This is a genomic window from Sediminispirochaeta smaragdinae DSM 11293 (assembly GCF_000143985.1).
GTDB classification, from domain to species: domain Bacteria; phylum Spirochaetota; class Spirochaetia; order DSM-16054; family Sediminispirochaetaceae; genus Sediminispirochaeta; species Sediminispirochaeta smaragdinae.
In genome coordinates this window covers 3,432,279-3,456,529 of the sequence record NC_014364.1, presented here as the reverse complement: position 1 = coordinate 3,456,529, position 24,251 = coordinate 3,432,279, and the positions used below count along the sequence as shown (strand labels likewise).

The window sequence follows — 24,251 nt, the reverse complement described above, 5'->3', positions numbered from 1 at the left end:
TTCCCTCTTTTCTCTGATTGGGCCTGTAGCTCAGTTGGTTAGAGCGCACGCCTGATAAGCGTGAGGTCACTAGTTCAACTCTAGTCAGGCCCACATACGATTACCCGGCTATTTTACGTTGGGTAATCATTGATCTTTAACAGGGGAGCTATAAGGCGAGGAGTCATATAGCTGATAGGGAAGGATTGCAAGATAATATGGTCAAGCGAATAAGGGTCCACGGTGGATGCCTTGGAGCTGTCTGGCGAGGAAGGACGTGGTAAGCTGCGAAAAGTCCCGGGGAGGAGCAAACATCTGCTGATCCGGGGATGTCCGAATGGGGTAACCCGGCCGTTTAGATGACGGTCACTGTACGGTGAATCCATAGCCGTATGGAGCGAGACGCAGGGAACTGAACCATCTAAGTACCTGCAGGAAGAGAAATCAAACGAGATTCCCTAAGTAGCGGCGAGCGAAAGGGGAAGAGCCTAAACCTATAGTGTGTAAGTTCTACAGCGTTGCATTATGGGGGTTGTAAGCGGTTTCTGGACTGGGTGTAGAACCGGTCGCGCAGTGATAAAACAATTGTATAGCGGAATGCTACTGGAAGGGCAGCCAGAGAGGGTGAAAGCCCCGTATGCGAAATAGAATTGACTGCGTGGGAGACGAGCTTGAGTACGACGGGACACGAGGAATCTTGTCGGAAGCAGGGGAGACCACTCTCCAAGGCTAAATACACGACAGCTACCGATAGCGAATAGTACCGTGAGGGAAAGGTGAAAAGTACCCCGGGAGGGGAGTGAAATAGAACCTGAAACCGTGGACTTACAAGCGGTCGAAGCCATTGAAAGATGGTGACGGCGTGCCTTTTGTAGAATGAGCCTGCGAGTTACCGTATGTAGCGAGGTTAAGGGATAGGAGTCCCGAAGCCGGAGGGAAACCGAGTCTTAATAGGGCGACTAGTTGCATGTGGTAGACCCGAAGCCAGGTGATCTATCTATGGCCAGGTTGAAGCTCAGGTAAAACTGAGTGGAGGACCGAACCCTAGTCCGTTGAAAAGGGCAGGGATGAGCTGTGGATAGGAGTGAAAGGCTAATCAAACCTGGAGATAGCTGGTACTCTCCGAAATAGCTTTAGGGCTAGCCTTGCAAGGACAGACGCGGAGGTAGAGCACTGGTTGGGCTAGGGCCCTTCACCGGGTACCAACCCCAGATAAACTCCGAATGCCGCGTGTTAATATGCAGGAGTCAGACTACGGGTAATAAGGTCCGTGGTCAAAAGGGAAACAGCCCAGACCGTCAGCTAAGGTCCCGAAACTATGCTAAGTGGAAAAGGAAGTGAAACGGCGAAGACAGCCAGGAGGTTGGCTTAGAAGCAGCCACACCTTCAAAGAGTGCGTAATAGCTCACTGGTCGAGTCGTTTTGCGCTGATAATGTAACGGGGCTAAGCATAGTACCGAAGCTACGGCATCGTCTTTGGACGGTGGGTAGGAGAGCGTTCCACATACCGATGAAGGTGAACCGGGAGGTTTGCTGGAGGGAGTGGAAGTGAGAATGCAGGCATGAGTAACGAAAAGAGGGGTGAGATCCCCCTCCGCCGAAAGCCTAAGGTTTCCAGGGTTAAGGTAATCTGCCCAAGGGTTAGTCGGCCCCTAAGGCGAGGCCGAAAGGCGTAGCCGATGGGAAACGGGTTAATATTCCCGTACCTCTTCCAATTTTGATGGGATGACGCATGAGGCGAAGCGAGTCCGGGCGATGGTAGTCCCGGTCCAAGCGATAAGCTGATGAGTGGTGTAGGCAAATCCGCACCATGAGGTGAGTCGTGAAGGCGAGTGAAGCTACGGCGGAACGAAGCACGTGGAGTCAAGGTGACGAGAAATAATCTCTAAAGTTAGGTTGGAAGGGACCGTACCGTAAACCGACACAGGTAGGCGGGCTGAGAATGCTAAGGCGCTCGGGAGAACTCGCGTTAAGGAACTCGGCAAAATGCACACGTAACTTCGGGAGAAGTGTGGCCCTTTTTGGATGTTAAAGTTTGAAGGGGGTTGCAGAGAAATGGTTCAAGCGACTGTTTACCAAAAACACAGGTCTGTGCGAATCTGTAAAGAGACGTATACGGACTGACACCTGCCCGGTGCTGGAAGGTTAAGGGGAGTGGTTAGACCTAGAGTCGAAGCTGCGAACTGAAGCCCCAGTAAACGGCGGCCGTAACTATAACGGTCCTAAGGTAGCGAAATTCCTTGTCGGGTAAGTTCCGACCCGCACGAATGGTGTAACGACTTGAACGCTGTCTCAACGCGAGACCCGGTGAAATTGAAGTATCGGTGAAGATGCCGATTACCCGTAGTTAGACGGAAAGACCCCGTGAACCTTTACTGTAGCTTGGCATTGAAATCTGGACTAACATGTGTAGGATAGGTGGGAGGCTGAGAAGCATGGTCGTTAGGCTGTGTGGAGCCGTTGGTGAAATACCACCCTTGTTAGTTTAGGTTTCTAACGGTGTCCATGAAACTGGATAACGGACAATGTCAGGTGGGCAGTTTGACTGGGGCGGTCGCCTCCCAAAGAGTAACGGAGGCGCGCGAAGGTCACCTCACACTGGTTGGAAATCAGTGCGCGAGTGTAAAGGCACAAGGTGGCTTGACTGCGAGACAAACAAGTCGAGCAGGTACGAAAGTAGGTCTTAGTGATCTGGCGGTAGCGTGTGGAAGCGCCGTCACTTAACGGATAAAAGGTACTCCGGGGATAACAGGCTGATCCTGCCCAAGAGTTCATATCGACGGCAGGGTTTGGCACCTCGATGTCGGCTCATCGCATCCTGGGGCTGGAGCAGGTCCCAAGGGTTTGGCTGTTCGCCAATTAAAGCGGTACGCGAGCTGGGTTCAGAACGTCGCGAGACAGTTCGGTCCCTATCTGCTACGGGCGTTGGATGATTGAGGGGAGCTACTCCTAGTACGAGAGGACCGGGGTGGACGAACCTCTGGTGTACCAGTTGTCGTGCCAACGGCATCTGCTGGGTAGCCAAGTTCGGAAGGGATAACCGCTGAAAGCATCTAAGTGGGAAGCCCACCTCAAGATGAGTCATCCCATCACCTTTAAGGTGACTAAAGACACCAGGGAGAAGACCTGGTTGATAGGCTGGAAGTCTAAGCATGGTAACATGTTCAGCTTACCAGTACTAATTCGTCGTGAGGCTTGACCATATTATCATGTAATCCTTTCCACCTTTGTGAATAAGCTTTGTTTTTATTCGCCTGGTGACAATTGCGGAGGGGTCCCACCCGTTCCCATTCCGAACACGGAAGTTAAGCCCTCCTGCGCCGATGGTACTGCCAAACGGTGGGAGAGTAGGTCGTCGCCAGGCGTTTTTTTTATCCTTTCCCTCTATCCTTGATCTATTATCCGCCTTGATATAGTAAGCTGCATCCGTTATGTTGAATTTTGTATGCTAACAAACCGATGATTGTGAAAAATAGATTACGAAGAGATAATTTTATCAAGGTACTCGAATCGCTTTGGCTTCGTCCCAATCGAAGTCGAGCCGATATTGCCCGTGAGTTACGACTTGACCGTTCCACCGTAGGCTATATGGTCGATCAAATGGTGGAACTTGGGATCATAGAACAAACTTCAAATGATTCTACCGGTCCTCGCGGTGGCCGCCCCTCGGTACTGCTGCGTATTTTGCCGGGATATGCCTACAGCATAGGTGTGGAGCTTACCTTCCCTAATATGAACCTTATAGCAGTCGATTTGTGCGGCCGCTATATGGGGGAACGAACCATTCCCATACAAGATTATGGTCCCCGGCTTATAGACTCTCTTGCGGTGGAAACATCCCGATTTCAGCGCTCTGTCGGGGCGGCATACGAAGGTAGGCAAGGGCTTCTTACTTTGGGAGTTGGTGCCAGCGGGGTGGTGGATGAAGAAAGAAAACATATCCTTCTTTCCGATGCTCTGGGCATAGAATGTCCGCTTCCCGTGGCTGAACCACTGGAAAAGGTGCTTGCGGTGCCCATAACCGTGATCAATGATGCTCAGGCCAGTGTCCTCCGAGAGGCGGGAAGGCGAAAACAAAAGGATATCCTTTTAGTACAAGTCCGATATCATCCCCGAAATGCCGTTCAGGAAATTGGAATTGGTGCAGGGCTTGTTATAGGAAATCAATTGATTCGCGGACGAACAATCACCCATTTATTGAAACCCCCGGTTTTGGATGATGAGGAAAAGCTGGCACACTATATCGATACCTTAGGGCAATCTTTCGCACTGGCTGCCAATATCTCCGGGGTTGATGAAATAGTACTCGGAGGCGATGCCACTTCGGTCTTGGACCGGCTTGACAGATCCATCCTTCATCACATGAGCCGAAAGGGGGCCGATCGGGATTCCCCGGTTATCGTCAGTCGCTTGGATGCCGGTAGTGACAACATTGCCGCCGGAGCTGCATATGCAGCGGTCGGTTTTCTTTTTTCCTCTTTGACCTTCCCCCTCTCTGCAAGCTTTTTTGATGCTCAGTAAGGTTTCACACCATTTCCATGAAAGCCGAAAAAAGAAGGCTTGACGAATTTTCTATCCCCGAATAAAGTGGTTAGTAGAAATTACAACAAACATAAAGGGGGGAGATCATGAAAAGATTTGTTTTGTTGTGCCTGGCTGTTTTATTACTGGCAGGAATGTATGTCTTTGCCGAAGGTAGTCAGGAGGCTGCAACCGTGAATCTGTCAGATCCTGTAACCTTGACGCTCTGGACACATGAAGATGTAAACAGAAAGGCTTTGGAGGCCGAGTTGATTGAAGAGTTCTGCAGGCAGCACACCAACGTGAGTGTGGACTATCAGACCTATCCTTCAACCAAGATGCGCGAAATTCTGACTGTTGCTTTTTCGGCGGATCAGGGGCCCGACATTTTTAATCAGAGTCAGTCGGTTATTCGTCAGTTTGTCGTTCAGGGACGGGCTTCCTCCCTGGATCCCGAATGGATTGGAGAAAAAACACTGGAGAGTGTAAGAAGTCGATACATCCCTGGTGCACTGGAAGCGGTTGAGCTTAACGGAGAAATATACGGCTTACCTCTTGAATATACCAATTTCTGTATGTATCTCAATAAAAGTATTTTTCGAGATGCAGGGCTGGACCCAGAGAAAGACTATCCCAAAACTTGGGAAGATGTCATGTCTCTTTCTGAAAAACTGGTTTTACGGAATGGTGAAATCATTACACGTCGGGGATATGATTTTCGTTATCCTTCTTATACCATGCAGTTCCTTCCCATGGTTGAACAGCTGGGCGGTAGGCTCATCAGTGAAGACGGAAAGAGAGCCATTATAGGAGATGAAGCGTGGCTGCAGCTTTTTCGGTACATGAAAGAGTGGGGGCCTACCGGAAAAAATTTGGGCGGGCCGACCTATACTGCCGCTCGCAAGGTTTTTGATAACAATGATAATGAAATAGCGATGAGTGACAGCGGGCTCTACCAGCAGGGACGTATGAAAACGGCGAATCCCGACTTCTTTGAGAGCAATGACTGGATGATTGTTCCCTTCCCACAGTGGCAGAACGCCAAGAAAGAAGTGGCCGGAGCAATTGCCTGCCATTACTATCTGGTAAATGGGCAGATTCCCCTTGCCCGCCAGATATGGGCTTGGCGACTTGTCGATTTCATGCTTACCCATTCCGAAGAGTATCTTTCGCGTGTAAATCTTGTTCAGCCCACCTATTCCTTACTGAATTCGGATACCTTCAAGGCCATTCCTTATTCCGATGTTTTCGCTCGTGATATGCAGAAAGCTCATTTGGTATATTATGCCGAAAGTAGCGCAGCAATTAATGACAAATTCAAAGCAGCTGTCGAGTCCGCCATGGTTTTGGGGGAGGATCCTGCCGTGGTTTTGAGTAAATTCCGTAAAGAAGTACAGGACATCATCGATTCGGAATAGTGGTTTTCAATAATACACAAAAGCATTGGAGGTCTTCCTTCCAATGCTTTTCATTTTATAGGACTATGTGATGAAATCTATCGGTATCGAAAAGAAAAAAGCCCGCTGGGGATATGTCTTCGTTACACCTGCATTGCTGCTTTTTCTCATATTTTCCCTGTATCCCATGTTGAATGCCTTTTATAACACCTTTTTCAATATCAAACTGCTTTCCCTGCGTCCTCCTAAGTTTGTCGGCCTAAAAAATTACTCATACATGCTGAGTTCCCCCGGATTCTGGAATTCCATGAAAGCGACAGCCATTTTTTCTCTGGGGGCCTTTATTCCTTTATCGCTCTTTTCTTTGATTTTCGGTTTGATTGTCACCACAAGGCGGAGGCATCAGAAAATTCTGCAGTTGTTGTTTTATACTCCTGCTGTACTTTCTTCGGTTGTTGCTGCCCTGATTTGGATGCTGATCTTCGATCCCCGAGGGATTGGAAACAGTGTTGTCAATTTTTTTCTCCGAACGCCGGGGGTGGATCATAACTGGCTTACCAATACTGGGATGTTACGATTTTCTACTATAACCATTTATATCTGGAAGTATATTGGCTATTTCACCATTATCTATGTTACCGGCATTGCAAAAGTACCAACATCGATTCTCGAAGCCGCTACCATTGCCGGTGCAAGCGCTATGCAGACCATCCGCCATATTATATTACCCCTACTGCGTCCCACTACCATGATGGTCACTATCGTGACTATGCTGAATTCTCTGAAGTCATTTTCGACCCAATATCTATTTACACAACGAGGGGCACCGTTAGAACCTATCGATGTCGTAACGCTCAATATCTACAATACCGCCATGCGGGATTTAAAGATAAGCCATGCCTGCGTGATGAGCGTTCTCCTTTTTCTGGTCATGATGAGCTTGACGCTGGTTCGGATGAAATCGTCAGAGAAGGATGTCACGGTTTATTAAAGGAGCACGCTTGTGTTTTTGCGAAATAACACTCCCCTTAACCGGGTGATCAACTATATAATCAATATCTTCCTTGTCTTGATTTTGCTGGCAATTTTGATGCCCATTGCTTTCATGTTTTCCGCTTCATTCATGCCTTCCTCGGAAATTTTCTCCATGCCATATCGCTGGATACCAAGTCGGATCTATCTGGAAAACTTTTATCGGGCCGTCGCAGGAAATGATCACAGCTTCATCTTTCTGCGAAATGTTTTAAATTCTGTTGTCGTTGCCAGCACCACGGCTACCCTGTCGGTAATGGTTTCATGTTTGGCTGGCTATGGTCTGAGCAAATTCCGCTTTCGAGGGAGAAATATTGTCTTTCTTATCATCATGGGAAGGATGATGATCCCATTTGAAGCAATCATGATTCCCATGTACATAACCGCAGTAAAGCTGGGGCTGCAGAATACCTATGCCGGATTGGTTCTGCCCTTTGTCCTCAACACATTTGGCCTGTTTCAGATGCGCCAGTATCTCATGACCTTCCCCGACGATATTCTTGACGCGGGACGGATCGATGGCCTGGGAGAATTAGGAATTTTCTGGCGGATTGTTTTCAAAAACAGTACCCCTGCCATTGCCACCGCCGCAATTCTCAGTTTTCGGGGGCAGTGGGATAATTTGTTATGGCCCCTGCTTCTGGCTCAGAAAGAAAAGATGAAGACGATTCCCACCTACATTGTCAAATTTACCGAAGAGAAATACTCCGATGAGGGAGCTATGATGGCTGTGGCCGTTCTTGCCAGCCTTCCCATTGTTGTGATGTTTCTTAGCTTGTCGAAGTACTTTTTACAGGGAAGTGGTATGTACTCGGCAGGGAAGGAGTAAAAATTACCTCTATGATTAGATTATGCATCTTTGATATGGGCGGCGTTGTGATTAGGAATCATAATGTTACCCCGCAGCTCATGGCATGGCTTGGTCGACAAGAAAACAGCTTTGCGGAGATTGGTTCCCGTCTGGCTGATGCCATTCATCGACATGGCCGGGGCGAAATCAGTGAAAAAGAAATCTGGGATCTCTATACACTCTGTACCGGAGAGCGACCGCCTGATAGTCAGCATAGCCGGTTTGGGAAATTTTTTGCTCCGCGGCTGCATGATCCCACTCTTCGTATTCTTAAACGATTAAAATCTGCTGGTATGCGGATAATCTGCGGCACCAATGTAATCGATTCCCATTATAAAATTCATCTTCGAAATGGCGATTATGCTGTTTTTGACAAGGTATATCCTTCTCATCTGATGGGGGTCAGCAAACCGGATCCGGAATTCTATCGCCGCATTCTTGAAAATGAGCAGGTACAGCCCGGAGAGGCTTTTTTTACCGATGATTTGAAAGAAAATGTCGAGGCCGCCTCGCTGATCGGAGTGCATGCCGTTCTTTATCGTTCTGCTGAAGATCTCTTACAGCAGCTGGTATCCCTAAAAATCCTTGATGAAAGAAACACCAAAACAGCGAGCGGAGAATAATATGACATCGAACTATTATCAATGTACCCAAAATGATCAAATCTTGCGGGATGCCAGAAAGATGGCCGACCGTTTTGTATCAGAGGAAGAGCAGTTCCACTTAGGATATTTGCCGACCGAACAGGCTCATCCTTATACGAGGAATTTTAGTCATACGGTACAGCTGGATCCGCTTGCTGGGATACGCCTTTTGCAAAAAGTGGATGGAGATTTGCCGCCGGTTGCTCGGCGGACCTTTTATTCAGATTCCTATGAACGGTTGGTAGAGGCCTTTGCCTCGGTTGTTTCAGGAAAGGGCAGACTCTGTTTTTCCGGCTGCGGCAGTACCGGCCGACTGGCCGTGATGCTGGAAGAGATGTGGCGTCAGTACTGGGAGGACCGTGCTGGTGCCTTACCAGGCGAAGCGGCCCAGCACTCCGAAACCGACAATCCCTTTTTACAAAAGGCCAATCAGTGCTGTAGCGTCATGACAGGTGGTGATCGTGCCCTGATTCGGGCCGTTGAAAACTTTGAAGATTTCGCGACCTTTGGAAGGCGTCAAATAGCTGAGCTTCATTTTTCCCGGGGGGATGTCTTGATTGCAATTACCGAGGGAGGCGAAACTTCATCGGTTTTGGGTACTGCAGAAGAGGCCCTTGACCGGGGAGGGAACGTTTTTCTGGTTTTTAGCAATCCTTCTTCCCTTCTCGAGTCCAGGATAGATAGATCGAGAAAGCTGATTAAGCACCCCGATCTTCATGTTATCGATCTTTTTAGCGGTCCTATGGCCCTTTCCGGTTCTACACGAATGCAGGCCACCACTCTGGAGATGATGGTGGTCGGATCTGCAATGGAAGAGGCTCTTCTCACCGCCGGTGAAGGACATAAGGAATTCGATCGCATGGGACAAGCGGATCGTTTTGCTTCCCTTCTTCAGAGTTTGGAGTCCCAGGCGTGTGGAGAGGCTATGGCCTATTGGGCTGGTAAAGAATGCCAAATCTATAAAGAGGGAGGTCGTGTGACCTATCTGGCTTCCCGTTTTTTGCTGGATATTTTTTGCGATACGAGCGAGCGCTCACCCACCTTTATGCTGCCTCCTTTCCGTCCGGCTGATGACGAATCGGCTCCTGTTTCTTGGGCATATGCCAAGGATCCCCGTCGTACGAGTGCCGAGGCCTGGTTTTCCATGTTGCGGCGTAAACCCCGAGGGCTTGACTGGAGCGGAGACGATTACAAGGCCATGGATGCCCCCCCGTATCTTTGTAAAGAGCCTCCCTCCTTGGGGACCGGAGAAATCGCCAGATACCTTATCGGTTGCGAGCATGATCCCAGCCGAAAGGAAAGGGAACCGTACTGGTTTCTGCAGATTGTCATAGGAGATGAGAATCCTGATACTCCTTGGAACGGTGATCTCCTCAGGATAGGGAGCAAAAGGAGCTATAAAGGAGGCGAAGAGGTTCTTCTCCCTATGAGTCTGCCTGATAGCCCCATCTTCCTCTGGCACCATCTGGTAGTGAAACTGGTCTTGAATACCGTTAGTACCGCAACCATGGGGATACTCGGGAGAATACAGGGAAACTGGATGGTTCAGCTTGATCCCACCAACAAGAAACTGATTGATCGGGGAAGTCGCATTATTTCACAGCTTACCGGCATCCCTTATGCCGAAGCATGTAACGAATTGCATCTTTCGATGCTTGCTCGGGATCAATTCCTAAAAGAGGGCGGGCAAACGACCACTTCTCCGGTGATCGATGCGCTGGAGCGTTTACATGGCATAATCTAGCAGGAATCTGCAAGGATGGTATTGGGATGCCTGTACACATGACGTACTTTTTTCCCGATATTTATCCCCGATTATTTTGATTTCTTTTTTCAATAGGATTATCCTGAAAGAAGAGCGGGAGCCTTCTGCCTTCGAACCATCCCTTACCAGAGTCGGATCGATCGGCGAATGTGCTCCCGCTCTTTTGTATACTAAACGTAAATACACGCTTTTAAAAGAATTTTTTTATCAACTGTTCTTTTTTGTTGCATTACATGCGGCATCTTTTTCCATATCCTATACGCAGGTGCCGCTTACACGGTATAGTAAGGAAGTGTACAAAAGACTCATGGAGGCTGATTATGAATATTATCATGAACGGTTCGGGCGGAAGAATGGGAGCCATGATGGCGACGATTGTGGCCGAGAGGGAAAAGGATCGGATCGTTGCCGGTATAGATCCGAAGGGAAGGATCAATGCGGAGCCCTTTCCCGTGTTTGAAAGCCTCGAGGCGTGTGATGTCGATGCCGATGTCTTAATAGATTTTTCAGGGGCCGAGGCTGTTCCCACCATGATTTCTTTTTTACAAAAACGACATGTGCCGGTGGTTGTCGCCACAACTGGTCTCAGCGATGAGAATATGACTGCCTTGAAGACGCTTGCTGAAACTTCGCCCGTTTTTCAGGCTGCAAACATGTCTCTGGGGATAAATCTCATCAGAAAGCTTGCTGCCCAGGCTGCCCAAGCCTTAGGGGACGCCTTCGATATTGAGATTATCGAAAAGCACCATAACCAGAAAAAGGATGCGCCAAGCGGTACGGCTCTTGCCCTGGCAGATTCGGTCAATGAGGCGCGGGACGGTGAGCTTCATTATGTTTTTGGACGACGTGAAAGCGCCAAAAAACGGGAGGCTTCGGAGCTTGGCATCCATGCCATACGGGGGGGGACGATTGTCGGCGAACATGATGTCCTTTTTGCCGGAATCGATGAGGTAATCACTATCTCCCATTCGGCGTACAGCCGAAGGGTTTTTGCCGCAGGCGCTATGAAGGCGGCCGCTTACATTGTGACAAAGACATCCGGCTTTTTCACCATGGATGATTTGATCAGCGGTAGATAGTTTTGCCTCGGACCCTGCGTCAGGGGGCGAAGCGGCCCACAGACGCCTGGAAAATCTACACCTCTTTAGACTTTTCGGGTACTATAATAAAAATATCTAGGGAGGTTGCTATGGCACGCTGTTACGCTTGTGGTGCGATCCTGCCGGAAAAGATAGGACGTTCCACCTCCTGCACTCATTGTGGCAAAGAGGCAAAGGTTTGTCTGAATTGCAGATTTTATGAGAAGGGCTTGCAATGGGATTGCCGGGAGCGGATCGATGAACCGGTCAGGGAAAAAGATAGGGCCAATTTTTGTGGTTTTTTTGCTCCCGAGGTAAAAAGAACAGAGGCCTTGGGCAAAAAAGACGAAAGGGGCGGGGAGGATGCAAAACGTGCATTTTCTAAGCTTTTTTCCGATGAGCATTAGGCATGTGTTCGCCTTAAAGCCGAAGAATAATCTGCCGATAGAATAGGTAGAGTCGCATCCATGACACATATACAAAAGATCGCGCTGAGTTTACTCTTAACGATTCTCCTCACTACCGCCTTTGCCTTTGTGGCGTATTCGGGTTTTTTTTCTTTTATTGAGGCGCGCTATTTTGATGTCAGGGTCACCGAGTCAGTGCATAAGGAGCTTGCCCTTAAACGGGCGGAGGTCGCTTCCTACCATAATGAGAATGTAGATCGCTTTCGTAATGTGTTGTCGGATTTTGATGCAGGGGCGATTTATTCGCCGAATTGGGATCAGGAAACGATCTTTTCGATCCGAAATCTGATCGATACCTTTCGCGATAGCTATCGCGGTATCGTCGGTATTCGTTTTGTCGACGATCAGCGGCGGGTTCATTTCAGTACCTTTGATGATGATGTTGAGCGAAGCGGACGCTACAAAACGATTTTTCGGGATTTGCCTGCTTCAGAATCTGAGGGGATTTTGCTTTCTCCCCAGCCTTCCGCTGGAGATTCGGATGCTCCCGAACGGAGCGGCACAGATGTGGAGCTCCGTTTTCTCCCCGATTCAAAGGAGTTTCGCTATTCGCTTCCTGTGACTGATGCTGATGGCCGGATGCGGGGGAATGCCTTCTGGTATGTTTCGGTCCGCGACCTTGAGCGTTTTCTGATTCGTGCCGGGGCTCTTGATCCGTCGGAATCGCTTCGTATTGTTGCCGGAGGCTATCTTTTCGATGCTTTCTCCGATGGCGATAGCGATGGGAACGGGAGCTGGAGCGATGAGTTTACCTGGTCTGAAGCGGATAATCGTGACCGAGAGGTGTGGAGTGATGGGGCTGGAAAGGGCTTTTATCTTTTCACGACCCCTTCCGACGGTTTCGGGCGTGTGGGTTTTTTTATCGATACGGCTGAGTTTCGTCTGCAGCCTTCCCTGAAGATTATTTTGGTCTTAGCAACCTTCTTTTCCCTGTTTCTCCTTTTCTTTTTGTTTTTTAACCTACGGCAAGATAAGGTCCTTGTCCTGTCTGAACGGGTCAGACGGTTTCAAATTCAGTTTCTTCGCGAGTATCTTGAACGCAAGGATGAGCTTGATTGGGATCGATGGCATCGTGATGTCGAGAATCGAAAGGATGAGGTGAAAAAGGGTATCCGTGCCGGTCTCGGCAAGCTGAAGCCTGAGGATGAGAAAGAGGTTGATCGGCTGATAGAGTCGGGCTGGAATGAAATCTTTTCTGTTATTGATCGCCACATCGCCGATCGTGCACCGGCTTTGCCCGGAAAGGTCGATATCAGCAATCTTGAAGCGGTTGTAGGTAAAATTCTTGAATTGGGGGCTGCCTCGGGTCAGATCGACTCCGGCACTTCGGCCCCTGCTGGAGCACATAAGCGTGCCGTAGGGAGGGGGACCGTCGGAGATGCTGCTTCGTCTCGCTCCTCGACTCCTGTGTCCCATAGCGCTGACAACGATGGTCGGATTGTCGCGCCTGAAGGTGCAGGTGTGGGGGCAGCAAAGGAACCCGAAGAGGTCGGAGAGCTTGAGGCGGCCGAGGAACTCGAAGAGGTGGAAGAGCTTGCCGAACTCGAAGAGCCGGAAGCGCTCGAGGAAGTGGAGGAACTCGAAGAGGTCGGGGAGCTTGAGGCAGCCGAGGACCCCGAAGAGGTAGAAGAGCTTGCCGAACTCGAGGAGCCGGAAGCCCTCGAGGAAGCAGAGGAACCCGAAGAGGTCGGGGAGCTTGAGGCGGCCGAGGAACTCGAAGAGGTGGAAGAGCTTGCCGAACTCGAAGAGCCGGAAGCCCTCGAGGAAGTGGAGGATCTCGAAGAGGTCGGGGAGCTTGAGGCAGCCGAGGAACCCGAAGAGGTAGAAGAGCTTGCCGAACTCGAGGAGCCGGAAGCGCTCGAGGCAGCAGAGGAACCCGAAGAGGTCGGGGAGCTTGAGGCGGCCGAGGAACCCGAAGAGGTAGAAGAGCTTACCGAACCTGAGGGAACGGGAGAACCTGAATCCTCCGCAGCAGCCGAGGAACCTGAAGAGGTAGAAGAACTTGCCGAACTCGAGGAGCCGGAAGCCCTCGAGGAAGTGGAGGAGCTTGAAGAGGTCGGGGAACTTGAGGCGGCCGAAGAACCTGAAGAGGTGGAAGAGCTTGCCGAACTTGAGGGAACGGGAGAACCTGAATCCTCCGCAGCAGCCGAAGAGCCAGAGGCCTTTGCCGAGCTGGAAGAACCTGAAGTCCTCGAGGAAGCAGAGGATCTCGAAGAGGTTGGAGAGCTTGAGGCAGCCGAGGAACCCGAAGAGGTGGAAGAGCTTGCCGAACTCGAGGAGCCGGAAGCCCTCGAGGAAGCAGCGGAGCTCGAAGAGACCCGGGAAATACTAGAAGAAACCACTAACGCTGAAAAACCGGAAGATACGGTAGTTTCGGAGCGAGAGTCACTGTTGCTCACGGAATTGAAAAACTTGTCTGGTTTTGGAGAACGCGAGAAGATATTTGCTCGAAAAGAGTTGGAATCTCAGTTGGAGGACACTTATTTTTCAGAAGTAGGTGGCCCCATATCCGATGGCGACCAGGATGGAGAGGTTCTGGACTTTCTTGAGCTGGTAGCCAGAAATGATGCCGAGGCCTCTGAGTTGGAGTATGTTTCGGGAGAACCCATACCGTTTGACCGGACCCGTATGTATGCAGGAGCCTTTTCCTATCAACCGGTACTCGGTTTTCTGGAAGCGGTCGGAGAAGAGAAGAGCGGTGGAAGGGAGAATGGTAGTATGGCCGATTTGTCGGATAAACATGGTGATTTCAAGAATCTGCCTGAAGAAGAGATGGAAGAGGCTGCCGATCTGGAAGGGCTTGAAGAACCCGAAGAGCTTGAAGAGATAGAGGAACTTGAAGAGATAGAGGAGTTGGAAGAGGTCGGAGAGCTTGAAGAGCTTGTTTCGGAACCGGGGAAAGGCGATTTTTGGCAGCTTAAGGAAGACAAACGCTTACGGCTTTATTACCTTGGTGATTTGAGCAAGGCCGATGATAGGGAAAAGAATGCCATCGCTTTGGAGGATGGGGTGTTTCAAATCGCCGATTCACTTGTGAGAAGTACTACCCGCAAGAACGACGAGCTTGGGGCTCTGGTGGGCGAAGTTCTTGCCGATGGTCGCCATGCTCCCGACAGTAGTCATGAGTCCTCTGTGTCGACAGGCGGTATCGATTCACTGTTTGGCGGTGAGGTCGTAATTCCCGAGTTCGACGATATCGTGGAAGAAGCGGGAGGGGAGTTTCATAAAGATGATGATCTTACGGCTCTACCCGAAGCGGTCTCGCTTTTCGATGATACCAGCTTTCTTTTAGACCGATACCTTTCCCGTTTTAAATCCGGAACCATCGGCCTGATGAAGGCCCTCATGAAAATATCCCAGAAGCTGGGAGCCATGTATGCGGCGCTCCTTGTTGAAACGGAGACGGACTGGGAGATCGATTATTCGGTCGGCTTTAATAAAAAAAGCCTTGAGACATTTCGTTTTGATCATAACGAACCAATCGTAGCAGAGGTGTTTGCAAAACATCTGTTTGCCACCTTTACTTCGGGAGCACAACATTCCTCTTATTTTCATGAGAAGATGTGTGAGGATGATCGTCGCTATGCAAAGGGAATGGTTTTTATTCCCGTTGTTTATGAGAGAAAAGCCTCATACCTTTTTGTAAGTTTACGAAAACCAGAAGCGGGTATTGAATCGGTTGTTTCGAAGCTAAAACAGCTATAGCTTGACAACTGGGTAGGTTATCCTTACTATAAGCGGTAATCTGGAGTAGGAGGAGTCTAATGACTGTCGTATTGGCAATCGTTCTCCCCGTCTCCGGTTTGATTCTAGGTTGGACAATACGATGGCTGTATGCCAGATTCCAGCTTTCTTCTTCTGAACAGAAAGCTGAACGGGTAAAGCAAGAGGCAGTCAAAGAAGCTGAAGCAAAGCGTAGGGAGTTGATTCTTGAGACAAAGGATGAACTACTTCGGGAAAGAAATCAGCAGGAACGAGAGTTCCGTGAAAGAAGAAATGAGTTGCAGCGACTGGAAAGGAGATTGCTGCAGAAAGAAGAAAATCTAGAAAAAAAGCAGTCTGATCTGGATATCCAGAAACAGAGGCTTGCAGACCGGGACGGTAAGATACGGGAACGAGAAGTTTTCCTCGATGAGGAGGAACAGAAATGGAAGGCAGAGCTTGAAAGGGTTGCGGGAATTTCGTCCGACGAAGCGAAGCAGCTTATTATTCAGTCTCTGGAAAGTGAGGCCCGTCATGATGCGCAGGTCCTCATAAATAAGATTGAGCAGGAAGCTCAGACGCTTGCCGAGAGGCGGGCACGTGATATTATCGTAACCTCGATTCAAAGGATCGCAACGGATGTCAGTTCCGATGTGACAATTAGTTCCGTCAGTCTGCCCAACGATGAGATGAAGGGGCGGATCATTGGTCGCGAGGGGCGGAATATCCGGACCCTTGAAACCTTAACGGGGGTGGATATCATCATCGATGATACTCCCGAGGCTGTTGTTATTTCCTGTTTTGATCCCATCAGGAAGGAGATTGCAAAGGTTGCTCTCGAACGACTTATTCAGGATGGGAGGATCCATCCTGCCCGAATAGAAGAGGTCGTGCTTAAGGTTACGAAAGAGATCAATCAGATTATTTTTGATGAGGGAGAAAAGGTCTTCTTTGACCTCGGTATTCACAATCTCAACCAAGAGGCCATACGGGCCCTGGGGCGGCTCTACTATCGGACCAGTTACGGTCAGAATGTGCTCAAACACTCAAAAGAGGTAGCTGTTCTTGCCGGAATGATTGCCGCGGAGATCGGTGCGGATCGGGAGATCGCCAAACGGGGTGGTTTGTTGCATGATATTGGGAAAGGGATTGAGACCGATAGCGACGGTAACCATGCCGAGCTGGGAGCGGAGTTGGCTCGCAAGCTTGGGGAGGATCCGCGGGTTATTAATTCGATTCTCAGCCACCATAACGATGTGGAACCAAATTGTGTCGAGTCTGTTATTGTTCAAATCGCCGATGCGATTTCCGCTTCAAGGCCCGGTGCACGAAGGGAAACCCTCAATAACTACATCAAACGCTTGGAAAACCTTGAACAGCTTTCCGAAAGCTTTGAGGGGGTTGAAAAGGCGTATGCAATCCAGGCTGGGCGTGAGCTGCGCATTATGGTGAACCATGAGTCTGTGGATGATGATCGGGCCAAGGAACTGGCGAAAGATATCGCCAAGAAAATCGAGGCTGAGCTTCGTTATCCCGGAAGAATCAAGGTGACTATCATCCGTGAGACACGGGTAGTGGAATATGCCAGATAAGATTACGGTCCTGCTTCTCGGTGATGTCTTCGGCCAGCCGGGATGCAGGGCTCTTTTTGTTGGATTGAAATCTCTTGCAAAGGAGTACCGGGCCGATCTTGTGGTCGTGAACGGTGAGAATGCCGCCGACGGTTTCGGAATTACTCCCGAGATCGCCGACAGGCTTTTTGCTTCCGGTGCCGATGTCCTTACCTCCGGTAATCACATATGGCAGAAGCGTGAAATTCTTCCCTTTCTCGACAGCCAGGAACGGATGCTTCGTCCCGGAAACTACCCGCCCGGGGTTCCGGGGCACGGGAGTTGTATTGTCGAGGTCAAAGGGGTAAAGGTCGGTGTGCTTAACCTTCAGGGTCGGCTTAGAATGGGCGATCTTGATTGTCCTTTTCGGATCGGTGCTGACATGGTACGAAAGCTTCGTGAAAAGACTAAGGTTATCTTGGTGGATTTTCATGCCGAGGCTCCGGAAGAGAAGGAGGCACTTGCATGTTATCTCGATGGCCAGGTCTCCTCGGTTACCGGGACCCATACCCACGTTCAGACCGCCGATGAACGAATCTATCCCAAAGGCACGGCCTATATCTCCGATATTGGCATGACCGGTCCTGTTGACAGTGTTATCGGCTGCGACATGGAAATCTCTCTTCGTCGTTCGGCAACACAGATGCCTTTGCGAATGGAGGTCTCTGATACTCCCGCTGCTATTCAGGGTGTCAAGATTGAGATTGATGCTGCTTCGGGAAAGGCTTTGTCGATTGAACGGGTGGTAAAGCATTCTCTTGTCTAATTGTATTCAATGAAACGAATTCCGCTTCTCGCATTATTGAAAAAGCGATATCCCGATCTTGATGCTGATGATCTCTATGCCCGTATTGTCTGCGGTGAGGTTTTTATCGCTGAAGAGCGGATCAGCGATCCGAAACACTTGGTGCCTGTCGACAGCGTCCCTGCCTTTCGCGTCCGTCGTTTTGTTTCACGGGGCGGGGAGAAGCTGGAGGAGGCAATACGTCGCCTGGGTATTGATGTTACGGGATTAATATTCGTCGATGCGGGGGCCTCTACCGGGGGATTTACCGACTGTCTCTTATCCCGTGGTGCCTCCATAGTCCATGCCGTCGACGTTGGGTATAATCAGCTTGCCTACTCCCTGCGGAACGATCCCCGGGTTATCGTCCATGAACGTACCAACATCATGGAGCTTGAGGCCCTAAATCCTGTACCGGATGCTGCTGTTGCCGATCTGTCGTTCCGTTCCCTCAGGGGGGCCGCTTCTAAGATCCTTGCGCTCACCAGACTCGGTTGGGGACTTGTGCTTTTTAAGCCGCAGTTTGAACGGGCTTCCGGTTTGCTTAACGGAGGGGAGCGTGCTTGCCTTTTCGACGGTGTGGTCCGAAATAACGATGAACGGCGATATTTGCTCAACGAGCTGAAGAAGCGACTCTCCGAAGAGGGTGTTGCAACTGCTGCGGCAATCGAATCTCCTGTTCCTGGTAGAAAAAAAGGGAACAGGGAGATTGTCCTCTTGATTCATCAAGGTGATGTTGCACCGCCTCGCTTTGATCCTCCTATTTGAATGAGTCCCGGCCGATGGGGTTCGCAATGGTAAGCCCTTCCGTGGCGATATAGTCCCTTTTCTTGCCATTGATGGTGATTTGAACCGACTTGACGGTGGAAAATTCCGTTGCGGTATAGACTATCTGTTTCAGTGCCGCATTCGCGCCCTCGACACCAAATTCGTTAAAGGTGAAGGCTTCGGAGAAATCTACGTACGCGACCCCGTTTCTTACCATAACGGATCGTAGCGCTGTACCTTCGGGGATCAAAGAAATCATTCCTTTGTTTAATTCTGCCGTCGTCAGCCCCTTCAATAGTGCATCCAAGGTCCTTGTCAAGGGTGAGGATTCGTAATAGACGGGCCTTGTCACGTGTTGAAGGGCGATTTCCCCTGAATCGCCTACTATCACAAAGTAGAGAATCGAGGTCCGAAGTTTTTGTTCCACGAGAGGCTTTTCTTCCGGCTTTTCCTGTTCCGGTTCGTCCAGCTTTTCAACCGGTAGTTCTTTTTCAATGACCTCCGGTTCCTTTGGCTTTTCTTGGGCTTGTTCGGAAGGCTCTGGGGTCGGCCTTTCTTCGGCCGGCGGCTTTTCTTCCTCAGGGGAGATGCGCTTGACCTCTGGCTCCTTTGTGTCCTTTTGTACCGTCTTCAAAAGGGTGTCAAATCCTGTTGTTTCCAGAACGGAACTGATTCGTTCCCTGCTGAAAAGGAAGATCACGAGTGCCAGTAAAATTAATGCTATCCAGAAGAGACAGCCTAATGAGCTGTTTTTTTTACGTGCCATAGTACATTATCTATCGGCATCAATTGCCCTTGGTTTGACACCGAAGCCAAAACTCCGTATAGTTTTAGCTGCGATGAAAACGTTCAAAGGCATATCTGCCAGCCCCGGTATTGTTATTGGAAAGGTTTTTCTATACGTCGATGATGCCGGTCAGATCCCTAAATATACTATTTCCGCAGATCAGGTGGATGCGGAACTCGAACGTTTTTTCGTGGCTGCGGGGAAGGCTGCTGAGGAGATACGGGACCTTCAGGCCAAGGCTTCTCTGACCATGCGAAAGGAAGAGAGTAAAATTCTCGATTCCCACGTTTTGATGCTTAGTGATCCGGAATTTACAAAGCGCATCGAAGAAAGTATCCGCTCTCAGCTATTGAATGCCGAATGGGTGCTCTATACGACCATTAATCAACTTGTGGAACCTCTCGAGAATTCCGCAGATACCTATTTACGCGAGCGAACCATCGATATTCGTGATGTTGCCAAGCGGGTCTACAATCATCTACTCTACCGGGATCGGATCAATCTCTCTGATCTTGACCAGGAGGTGATCCTGGTTACCCACGATCTTCTGCCTTCCGATGCATTGGCCATGAACAAACAGTCGGTAAAAGGAATTGCAATGGATGCAGGAGGCAAGACAAGCCATACTGCCATTCTTGCTCGTTCTTTTGAGATTCCCGCAGTGCTGGGCCTTTCCTCTATAAGCAGCAGTGCCGCTACCGGAGATACGATCATCATAGACGGTACCTCGGGAGTCGTGCTGCTTAAGCCTGATCAGCGGACGCTTGCCGCTTATGAAAAGCGTATAAGGGCCTGGCAGCGACGCGAAGTCGAACTTTTAACCTTGAACGAACTACCGGCCGAAACCAGAGACGGTAAACGAATTGTTCTGAAGGCTAATATCGAGGTACCCGAAGAGACCGAATCCGCCATTGCACACGGCGCAGAAGGGATAGGCTTGTATCGATCCGAGTTCCTTTTCCTGCAGCCGGGCGGCTATTCCTCTGAGGATGTTCAATACGATGCCTATGCTAGAGTCCTTAAGGCGATGGCTCCCTACGGGGAGGTTACCATCCGTACCCTGGATGTGGGGGGGGATAAGGTCATTCCCGGGATGGCTGGATTGGATGAGAAAAATCCGATACTCGGCTGGCGTGCCGTTCGCTTCTGCCTTTCCCGAAAGGATCTTTTCAGGACCCAGCTACGGGCCATGCTGCGGGCTTCTGTTCATGGAAGGCTCCGAATCATGTTTCCCATGATCAGCGGCATTGAAGAACTTGAAAATGTTCTGGCGCTTTTGGATGAGTGTCGGCAGCAGCTTCGGGAAGAGAGCATCCCTTTTGCCGAGGATATCCCGGTAGGGATTATGATCGAGGTTCCTTCTGCCGCTTTGACCGCAGACATCCTTGCGCGCAAAGTTGATTTTTTCTCGATTGGAACAAACGATCTGATTCAGTATACTATCGCCGTCGACCGCGGTAACGAAAAGATTGCCTATCTCTATGAGCCTTTTCATCCCGGAGTACTTCGCCTCCTTAAGCGGATCATCGAAGATGCTCACAATGCGGGTATTCCCGTCGCCATGTGTGGCGAGGTGGCGGGGGATCCCTATGCGGCTGTCATTTTGCTCGGTTTCGGACTGGATGTGTTTAGTATGAGTTCCTTCGGAATTCCCGAAGTGAAGAAAATCATCCGCTCGGTTTCCATGAGTGAAGCGGAAGAGCTTGTCGGTACGATCATGGAAATGAAATCTTACAAAGAGATTGACAGTTATGTGAGGAGTTGGATGAATGAGCGTTTCGATCTCGCAGTCACCTGATAGTTCCGGCCGAAGGCCTCTCATTGCAGTGGTCGGCCGACCGAATGTAGGAAAATCGACCCTTTTCAACAGGCTTGTCAGAAAACGACGAGCCATCACCGATCCCACCCCCGGAGTTACCCGTGATTCCATTGAGCATGAATGGATTCTCGACCCTTATGCCCTTACCATAGTCGACACCGGTGGTTTTAAGGTCGAAGGCGATAGTCTCGACGAGCAGGTAAAAGAAAAGAGTGTTTCCTATCTGAAACGTGCCGATTTGATTCTCCTGCTCATGGATGTCACCGATGTTACCGGCGAGGATGAGACCTTTATTGAATACCTGCGCCCCTATTCCGATAAACTTTTGCTTGTAGTTAATAAGGTGGACAACAGAGAGCGGGAAAACGGTGTCTGGAATTATCTTTCCTATGGGCTTGGTGAACCTATTGCTATCTCTGCCGCTCACGGTTTGGGAATAGACCTGCTTGAGGAGGCTGTTTTGCGTTTCCTCGGGGAGGCCCAACTGTTGAAATCGAGAGAGGCTGAGGCTGAAGATTCCTTTTCATTACGCCTCGCTCTGCTCGGAAAGCCCAACACCGGTAAATCCACCCTTGCAAACCGTCTCATTGGGAGAGATGTCTCCATCGTTTCCGACCTGCCGGGAACGACAAGGGACGTGGTGGAAAGTTCATTTAGCTATCGAGGTATGAATTGCACCATTTTGGACACCGCCGGAATCAGGCGGAAGAAAAAAGTAGGTGAGAATATCGAATACTATTCGGTTAACCGTGCCCTTTCGGCCATTGAGGAAGCGCATGTTGTTTTGCTCATGATTGATGCCCAGGAAGGTCTCTCCGAACAGGATAAAAAAATTACCAGCCAGATCATAAAACGCGGCCGGAGTGTTGTCATGGTGCTGAACAAATGGGATCTCCTCCAGGAAGTCCCAAACATGATCCAGGCTATTTCCGACCGGGTACGCTTTTTGTTTCCCGTCCTCTCTTTTGCCCCTCTTGTGCCGATTTCGGCTAAAACCGGAGAGGGCGTGGATAAGTTGCTTTCTACCGTGTATGCGGTACGTAAGCAGATGTCAAAAAGGGTGGATACTTCCCGTTTTAATGATAAACTCAAAGAGTGGGGCGAACATTATCAGCCGGCCCGGGGTAAGCGGGGGCACTTTAAGGTGCTCTATGGAACCCAAGTCGGTGTGGAGCCTGTTCGATTCCTTCTGTTTGTGAACAGGAAAAAAGGCTTTCCACCTGGGTATATCAGTTATTTGACGAACAAAATAAGGAAGGAGCTTGGTTTCCCTTCGGTACCGGTTATTATCGACCTGAAAGAACGTCGATAAAGCTAAGAGGCAAGGAGGTTGAAAGAGGAGAGTGGATGGATACTCCATCGGCGAAGTGTGCAAACTTCTTGGAATACGTCCTCACGTCCTCAGGTACTGGGAGCGGGAACTTGAGTTCTTACATCCCGAAAAGGATACCGGCGGCAGGCGCCGTTACTCAACCGATGAGCTGCAGCTCCTGTTCCGCATTCGATACCTGGTTCAAAAGCGGCGGATGGGGCTTGAAGGGGTGAGGCGGGCTATCTGGGAGGGTATCGATGCCTCCTCCCGCTTTCCTGTTGCGGAAATTCGCTCCTTGCGTCGCGAGTTGCTGACGGTTGAACGTTTGATTGCAAGGCAGCGCCTTAGGCTGGAAAGTGTTGTGTCCGAGCCGAAAGTTTCCGATATTCAAATATGATGAGTAAAATCCTGTCACATTACATGGGTATTCTCCCTTTTTCCCTCTTTCTTTGTGTCGGCCTTTCGTTGGGGAGCCTTTTTGCGCTTCCTGCGGATGGCAAACTAATTCACGATTGGGGAGGTTCCTACCGGCGTTATCTTCCTCCCCCCGAACACGATGCCGTCCGGCGGGAGGTCCTTGATGCGGAGCTGCTGCCTGCGGATGAACTACGGCGATTACCGGCCTACGATCTCTCCGTTCGTTTTTTTTCCCTTATTCCGGAAGAGCCGGGGCAGCGGTGGCTCTGTTTTACCTTCGGTGATGAGTGGGACCTTGAGCGACCGGGCAGGGGTAGCTGGGTCATCAAACGAGATCGATTTACGAAAGAGCTGCTTTCTATCAGAATTTTTCTTTCTGAGGACGGAAAAAACTATCTCGATTTGACTTCCGCCCCTTCCGGAGAGGCCTCTCAGTTTTCCATCTATCTTCAGGGGCGGCTTTTTCAGCGGCAGGTTCCCCTTAGCCTATCTCTCTCCGATGTCGCCCGTAGTTCATTTGAGAAGATTGCGCAACTCAGCAGTGCCTATGTGGAGTGGAGTTTCTATTTTCCCGACCCCGAATCTCTTCCCTCAGGGCCCGTGAAAGAGCTCTCTTCGGTGGTTAGGACCTTGCTTCCTCGGCTCCATTATAGCGATGATGGTGTCCTCGATGAGAACGGTAATTACATCTTTATCGGAGACGGCTCCCCTCAGACGGGCGAGAAGGGGCTCAACTGCTCGGGTTTTGTGAAATGGATCGTGGACGGGATAGCCTACCCGCGTACTGGGAAGCTTTTTTCGGTTGCTGCTTTAAAAAAGCGAAGAGATGATCGCGGCAATCGCTGGAGCTCGGGGCTGGAAACCCAACGTGATCCCTATTTCGGCCTCGACTGGACCCGCAATCTTGCCCTCGCTTACCGGCGGATAACCTTTCCTGATGCGCAGGTGGATCAGGTAAATGTAGATGATCTTGCTTTTCACCCCTACAGGGAGGATGTCGGCTATCCTGTTTCCTGGCTGAATAGCCTCGCCTGGGAGCTTGCGGTGCGGGAAGCCGGTTATTTTTATCTGCTTGCGGTAAATGAGCAGAAAGGCAATCCTCCCTTACGGGAGTACTTTCATACTGCCGCTCTTTTTCCCTATCTCGACGATAAGGGAGATCTTCAGACGATCATTTTCGAAAGCGGGGAAGAAACCCCTGTTGAACAGTTCATTGCGCGCTATCCTATAGCTTATGTTCATCTGGTGCGGGTTGCCGCCGAGCGACGTTTTGATCCGCCGGCAATTCGTCTCGAACCGACGCTGCGGAGACCTTGAT

The 24,251-nt window shown here is 50.0% G+C and carries 17 protein-coding genes, 1 tRNA gene and 2 rRNA genes; 19 read left to right on the top strand and 1 reads right to left on the bottom strand.

What is annotated here, in order from left to right; all coding sequences use genetic code 11:
- Positions 1 to 19: 19 nt before the first annotated feature.
- The 15 genes from SPIRS_RS16270 to SPIRS_RS16195 all read left to right on the top strand — a co-directional run bounded on the left by SPIRS_RS16270 (position 20) and on the right by SPIRS_RS16195 (position 18,598).
- Positions 20 to 93, top strand: a tRNA-Ile gene (locus tag SPIRS_RS16270).
- A gap of 106 nt (positions 94 to 199) precedes the next feature.
- Positions 200 to 3,182, top strand: a 23S ribosomal RNA gene (locus tag SPIRS_RS16265).
- A gap of 50 nt (positions 3,183 to 3,232) precedes the next feature.
- Positions 3,233 to 3,343: ribosomal RNA gene (gene rrf / locus SPIRS_RS16260) — 5S ribosomal RNA — on the top strand.
- A gap of 95 nt (positions 3,344 to 3,438) precedes the next feature.
- On the top strand, positions 3,439 to 4,500 hold the full coding sequence (locus SPIRS_RS16255; protein ID WP_013255780.1) for an ROK family transcriptional regulator: 1,062 nt from the start codon (positions 3,439 to 3,441) through the stop codon (positions 4,498 to 4,500).
- Between the two features lie 107 nt (positions 4,501 to 4,607).
- On the top strand, positions 4,608 to 5,918 hold the full coding sequence (locus tag SPIRS_RS16250) for an ABC transporter substrate-binding protein (protein ID WP_013255779.1): 1,311 nt from the start codon (positions 4,608 to 4,610) through the stop codon (positions 5,916 to 5,918).
- A gap of 70 nt (positions 5,919 to 5,988) precedes the next feature.
- Entirely contained in the window at positions 5,989 to 6,888 is a 900-nt protein-coding gene (locus SPIRS_RS16245) for a carbohydrate ABC transporter permease (RefSeq protein WP_013255778.1), read from the top strand.
- Between the two features lie 12 nt (positions 6,889 to 6,900).
- Complete coding sequence (locus SPIRS_RS16240) at positions 6,901 to 7,758, top strand: carbohydrate ABC transporter permease (protein WP_013255777.1); 858 nt, start codon at positions 6,901 to 6,903, stop codon at positions 7,756 to 7,758.
- 11 nt (positions 7,759 to 7,769) lie between these two features.
- Positions 7,770 to 8,402: an HAD family hydrolase gene (locus tag SPIRS_RS16235; protein WP_013255776.1), complete on the top strand. Its 633-nt coding sequence runs from the start codon at positions 7,770 to 7,772 to the stop codon at positions 8,400 to 8,402.
- Position 8,403: 1 nt separating this feature from the next.
- Positions 8,404 to 10,167: an N-acetylmuramic acid 6-phosphate etherase family protein gene (locus tag SPIRS_RS16230; RefSeq protein WP_013255775.1), complete on the top strand. Its 1,764-nt coding sequence runs from the start codon at positions 8,404 to 8,406 to the stop codon at positions 10,165 to 10,167.
- Positions 10,168 to 10,508: 341 nt separating this feature from the next.
- Positions 10,509 to 11,267 carry a 4-hydroxy-tetrahydrodipicolinate reductase gene (gene dapB, locus SPIRS_RS16225; protein WP_013255774.1) on the top strand — a complete coding sequence of 253 codons (759 nt, stop codon included), beginning with the start codon at positions 10,509 to 10,511 and terminating at the stop codon, positions 11,265 to 11,267.
- Positions 11,268 to 11,377: 110 nt separating this feature from the next.
- Positions 11,378 to 11,674 (top strand): hypothetical protein, encoded by a 297-nt coding sequence (locus SPIRS_RS16220; protein WP_013255773.1) that lies wholly within the window; start codon positions 11,378 to 11,380, stop codon positions 11,672 to 11,674.
- A 60-nt stretch (positions 11,675 to 11,734) separates the two neighbouring features.
- Complete coding sequence (locus tag SPIRS_RS21865; RefSeq protein WP_013255772.1) at positions 11,735 to 15,439, top strand: hypothetical protein; 3,705 nt, start codon at positions 11,735 to 11,737, stop codon at positions 15,437 to 15,439.
- Positions 15,440 to 15,498: 59 nt separating this feature from the next.
- On the top strand, positions 15,499 to 17,028 hold the full coding sequence (gene rny, locus SPIRS_RS16205; protein WP_013255771.1) for a ribonuclease Y: 1,530 nt from the start codon (positions 15,499 to 15,501) through the stop codon (positions 17,026 to 17,028).
- Positions 17,018 to 17,812 (top strand): TIGR00282 family metallophosphoesterase, encoded by a 795-nt coding sequence (locus SPIRS_RS16200; RefSeq protein WP_013255770.1) that lies wholly within the window; start codon positions 17,018 to 17,020, stop codon positions 17,810 to 17,812. The genes rny and SPIRS_RS16200 overlap by 11 nt, the downstream gene beginning before the upstream one ends.
- 9 nt (positions 17,813 to 17,821) lie before the next feature.
- Positions 17,822 to 18,598: a TlyA family RNA methyltransferase gene (locus tag SPIRS_RS16195; RefSeq protein WP_013255769.1), complete on the top strand. Its 777-nt coding sequence runs from the start codon at positions 17,822 to 17,824 to the stop codon at positions 18,596 to 18,598.
- Here the strand turns inward: SPIRS_RS16195 and SPIRS_RS16190 are convergent.
- On the bottom strand, positions 18,591 to 19,364 hold the full coding sequence (locus SPIRS_RS16190) for a GerMN domain-containing protein (protein ID WP_013255768.1): 774 nt from the start codon (positions 19,362 to 19,364) through the stop codon (positions 18,591 to 18,593). The two genes, SPIRS_RS16195 and SPIRS_RS16190, sit on opposite strands and share 8 nt — an antisense overlap.
- 73 nt (positions 19,365 to 19,437) lie before the next feature.
- Between SPIRS_RS16190 and ptsP the strand changes: the two genes are divergently transcribed.
- From ptsP to SPIRS_RS16170, 4 genes are read left to right on the top strand one after another with little or no spacing between them, the layout of a single operon-like run.
- Positions 19,438 to 21,183, top strand: coding sequence for a phosphoenolpyruvate--protein phosphotransferase (gene ptsP, locus SPIRS_RS16185; RefSeq protein ID WP_013255767.1), 1,746 nt, complete (start codon positions 19,438 to 19,440; stop codon positions 21,181 to 21,183).
- The gene (gene der, locus SPIRS_RS16180) at positions 21,155 to 22,516 is read left to right on the top strand and encodes a ribosome biogenesis GTPase Der (protein ID WP_013255766.1); all 1,362 of its coding nucleotides are present in this window, start codon (positions 21,155 to 21,157) and stop codon (positions 22,514 to 22,516) included. Before ptsP ends, der begins: the two co-directional genes overlap by 29 nt.
- A gap of 31 nt (positions 22,517 to 22,547) precedes the next feature.
- A complete protein-coding gene (locus tag SPIRS_RS16175; protein ID WP_013255765.1) occupies positions 22,548 to 22,913 on the top strand; it encodes a MerR family transcriptional regulator in 366 nt (121 codons plus the stop codon).
- Entirely contained in the window at positions 22,910 to 24,250 is a 1,341-nt protein-coding gene (locus SPIRS_RS16170; RefSeq protein WP_013255764.1) for a hypothetical protein, read from the top strand. Before SPIRS_RS16175 ends, SPIRS_RS16170 begins: the two co-directional genes overlap by 4 nt.
- Position 24,251 lies beyond the last annotated feature (1 nt).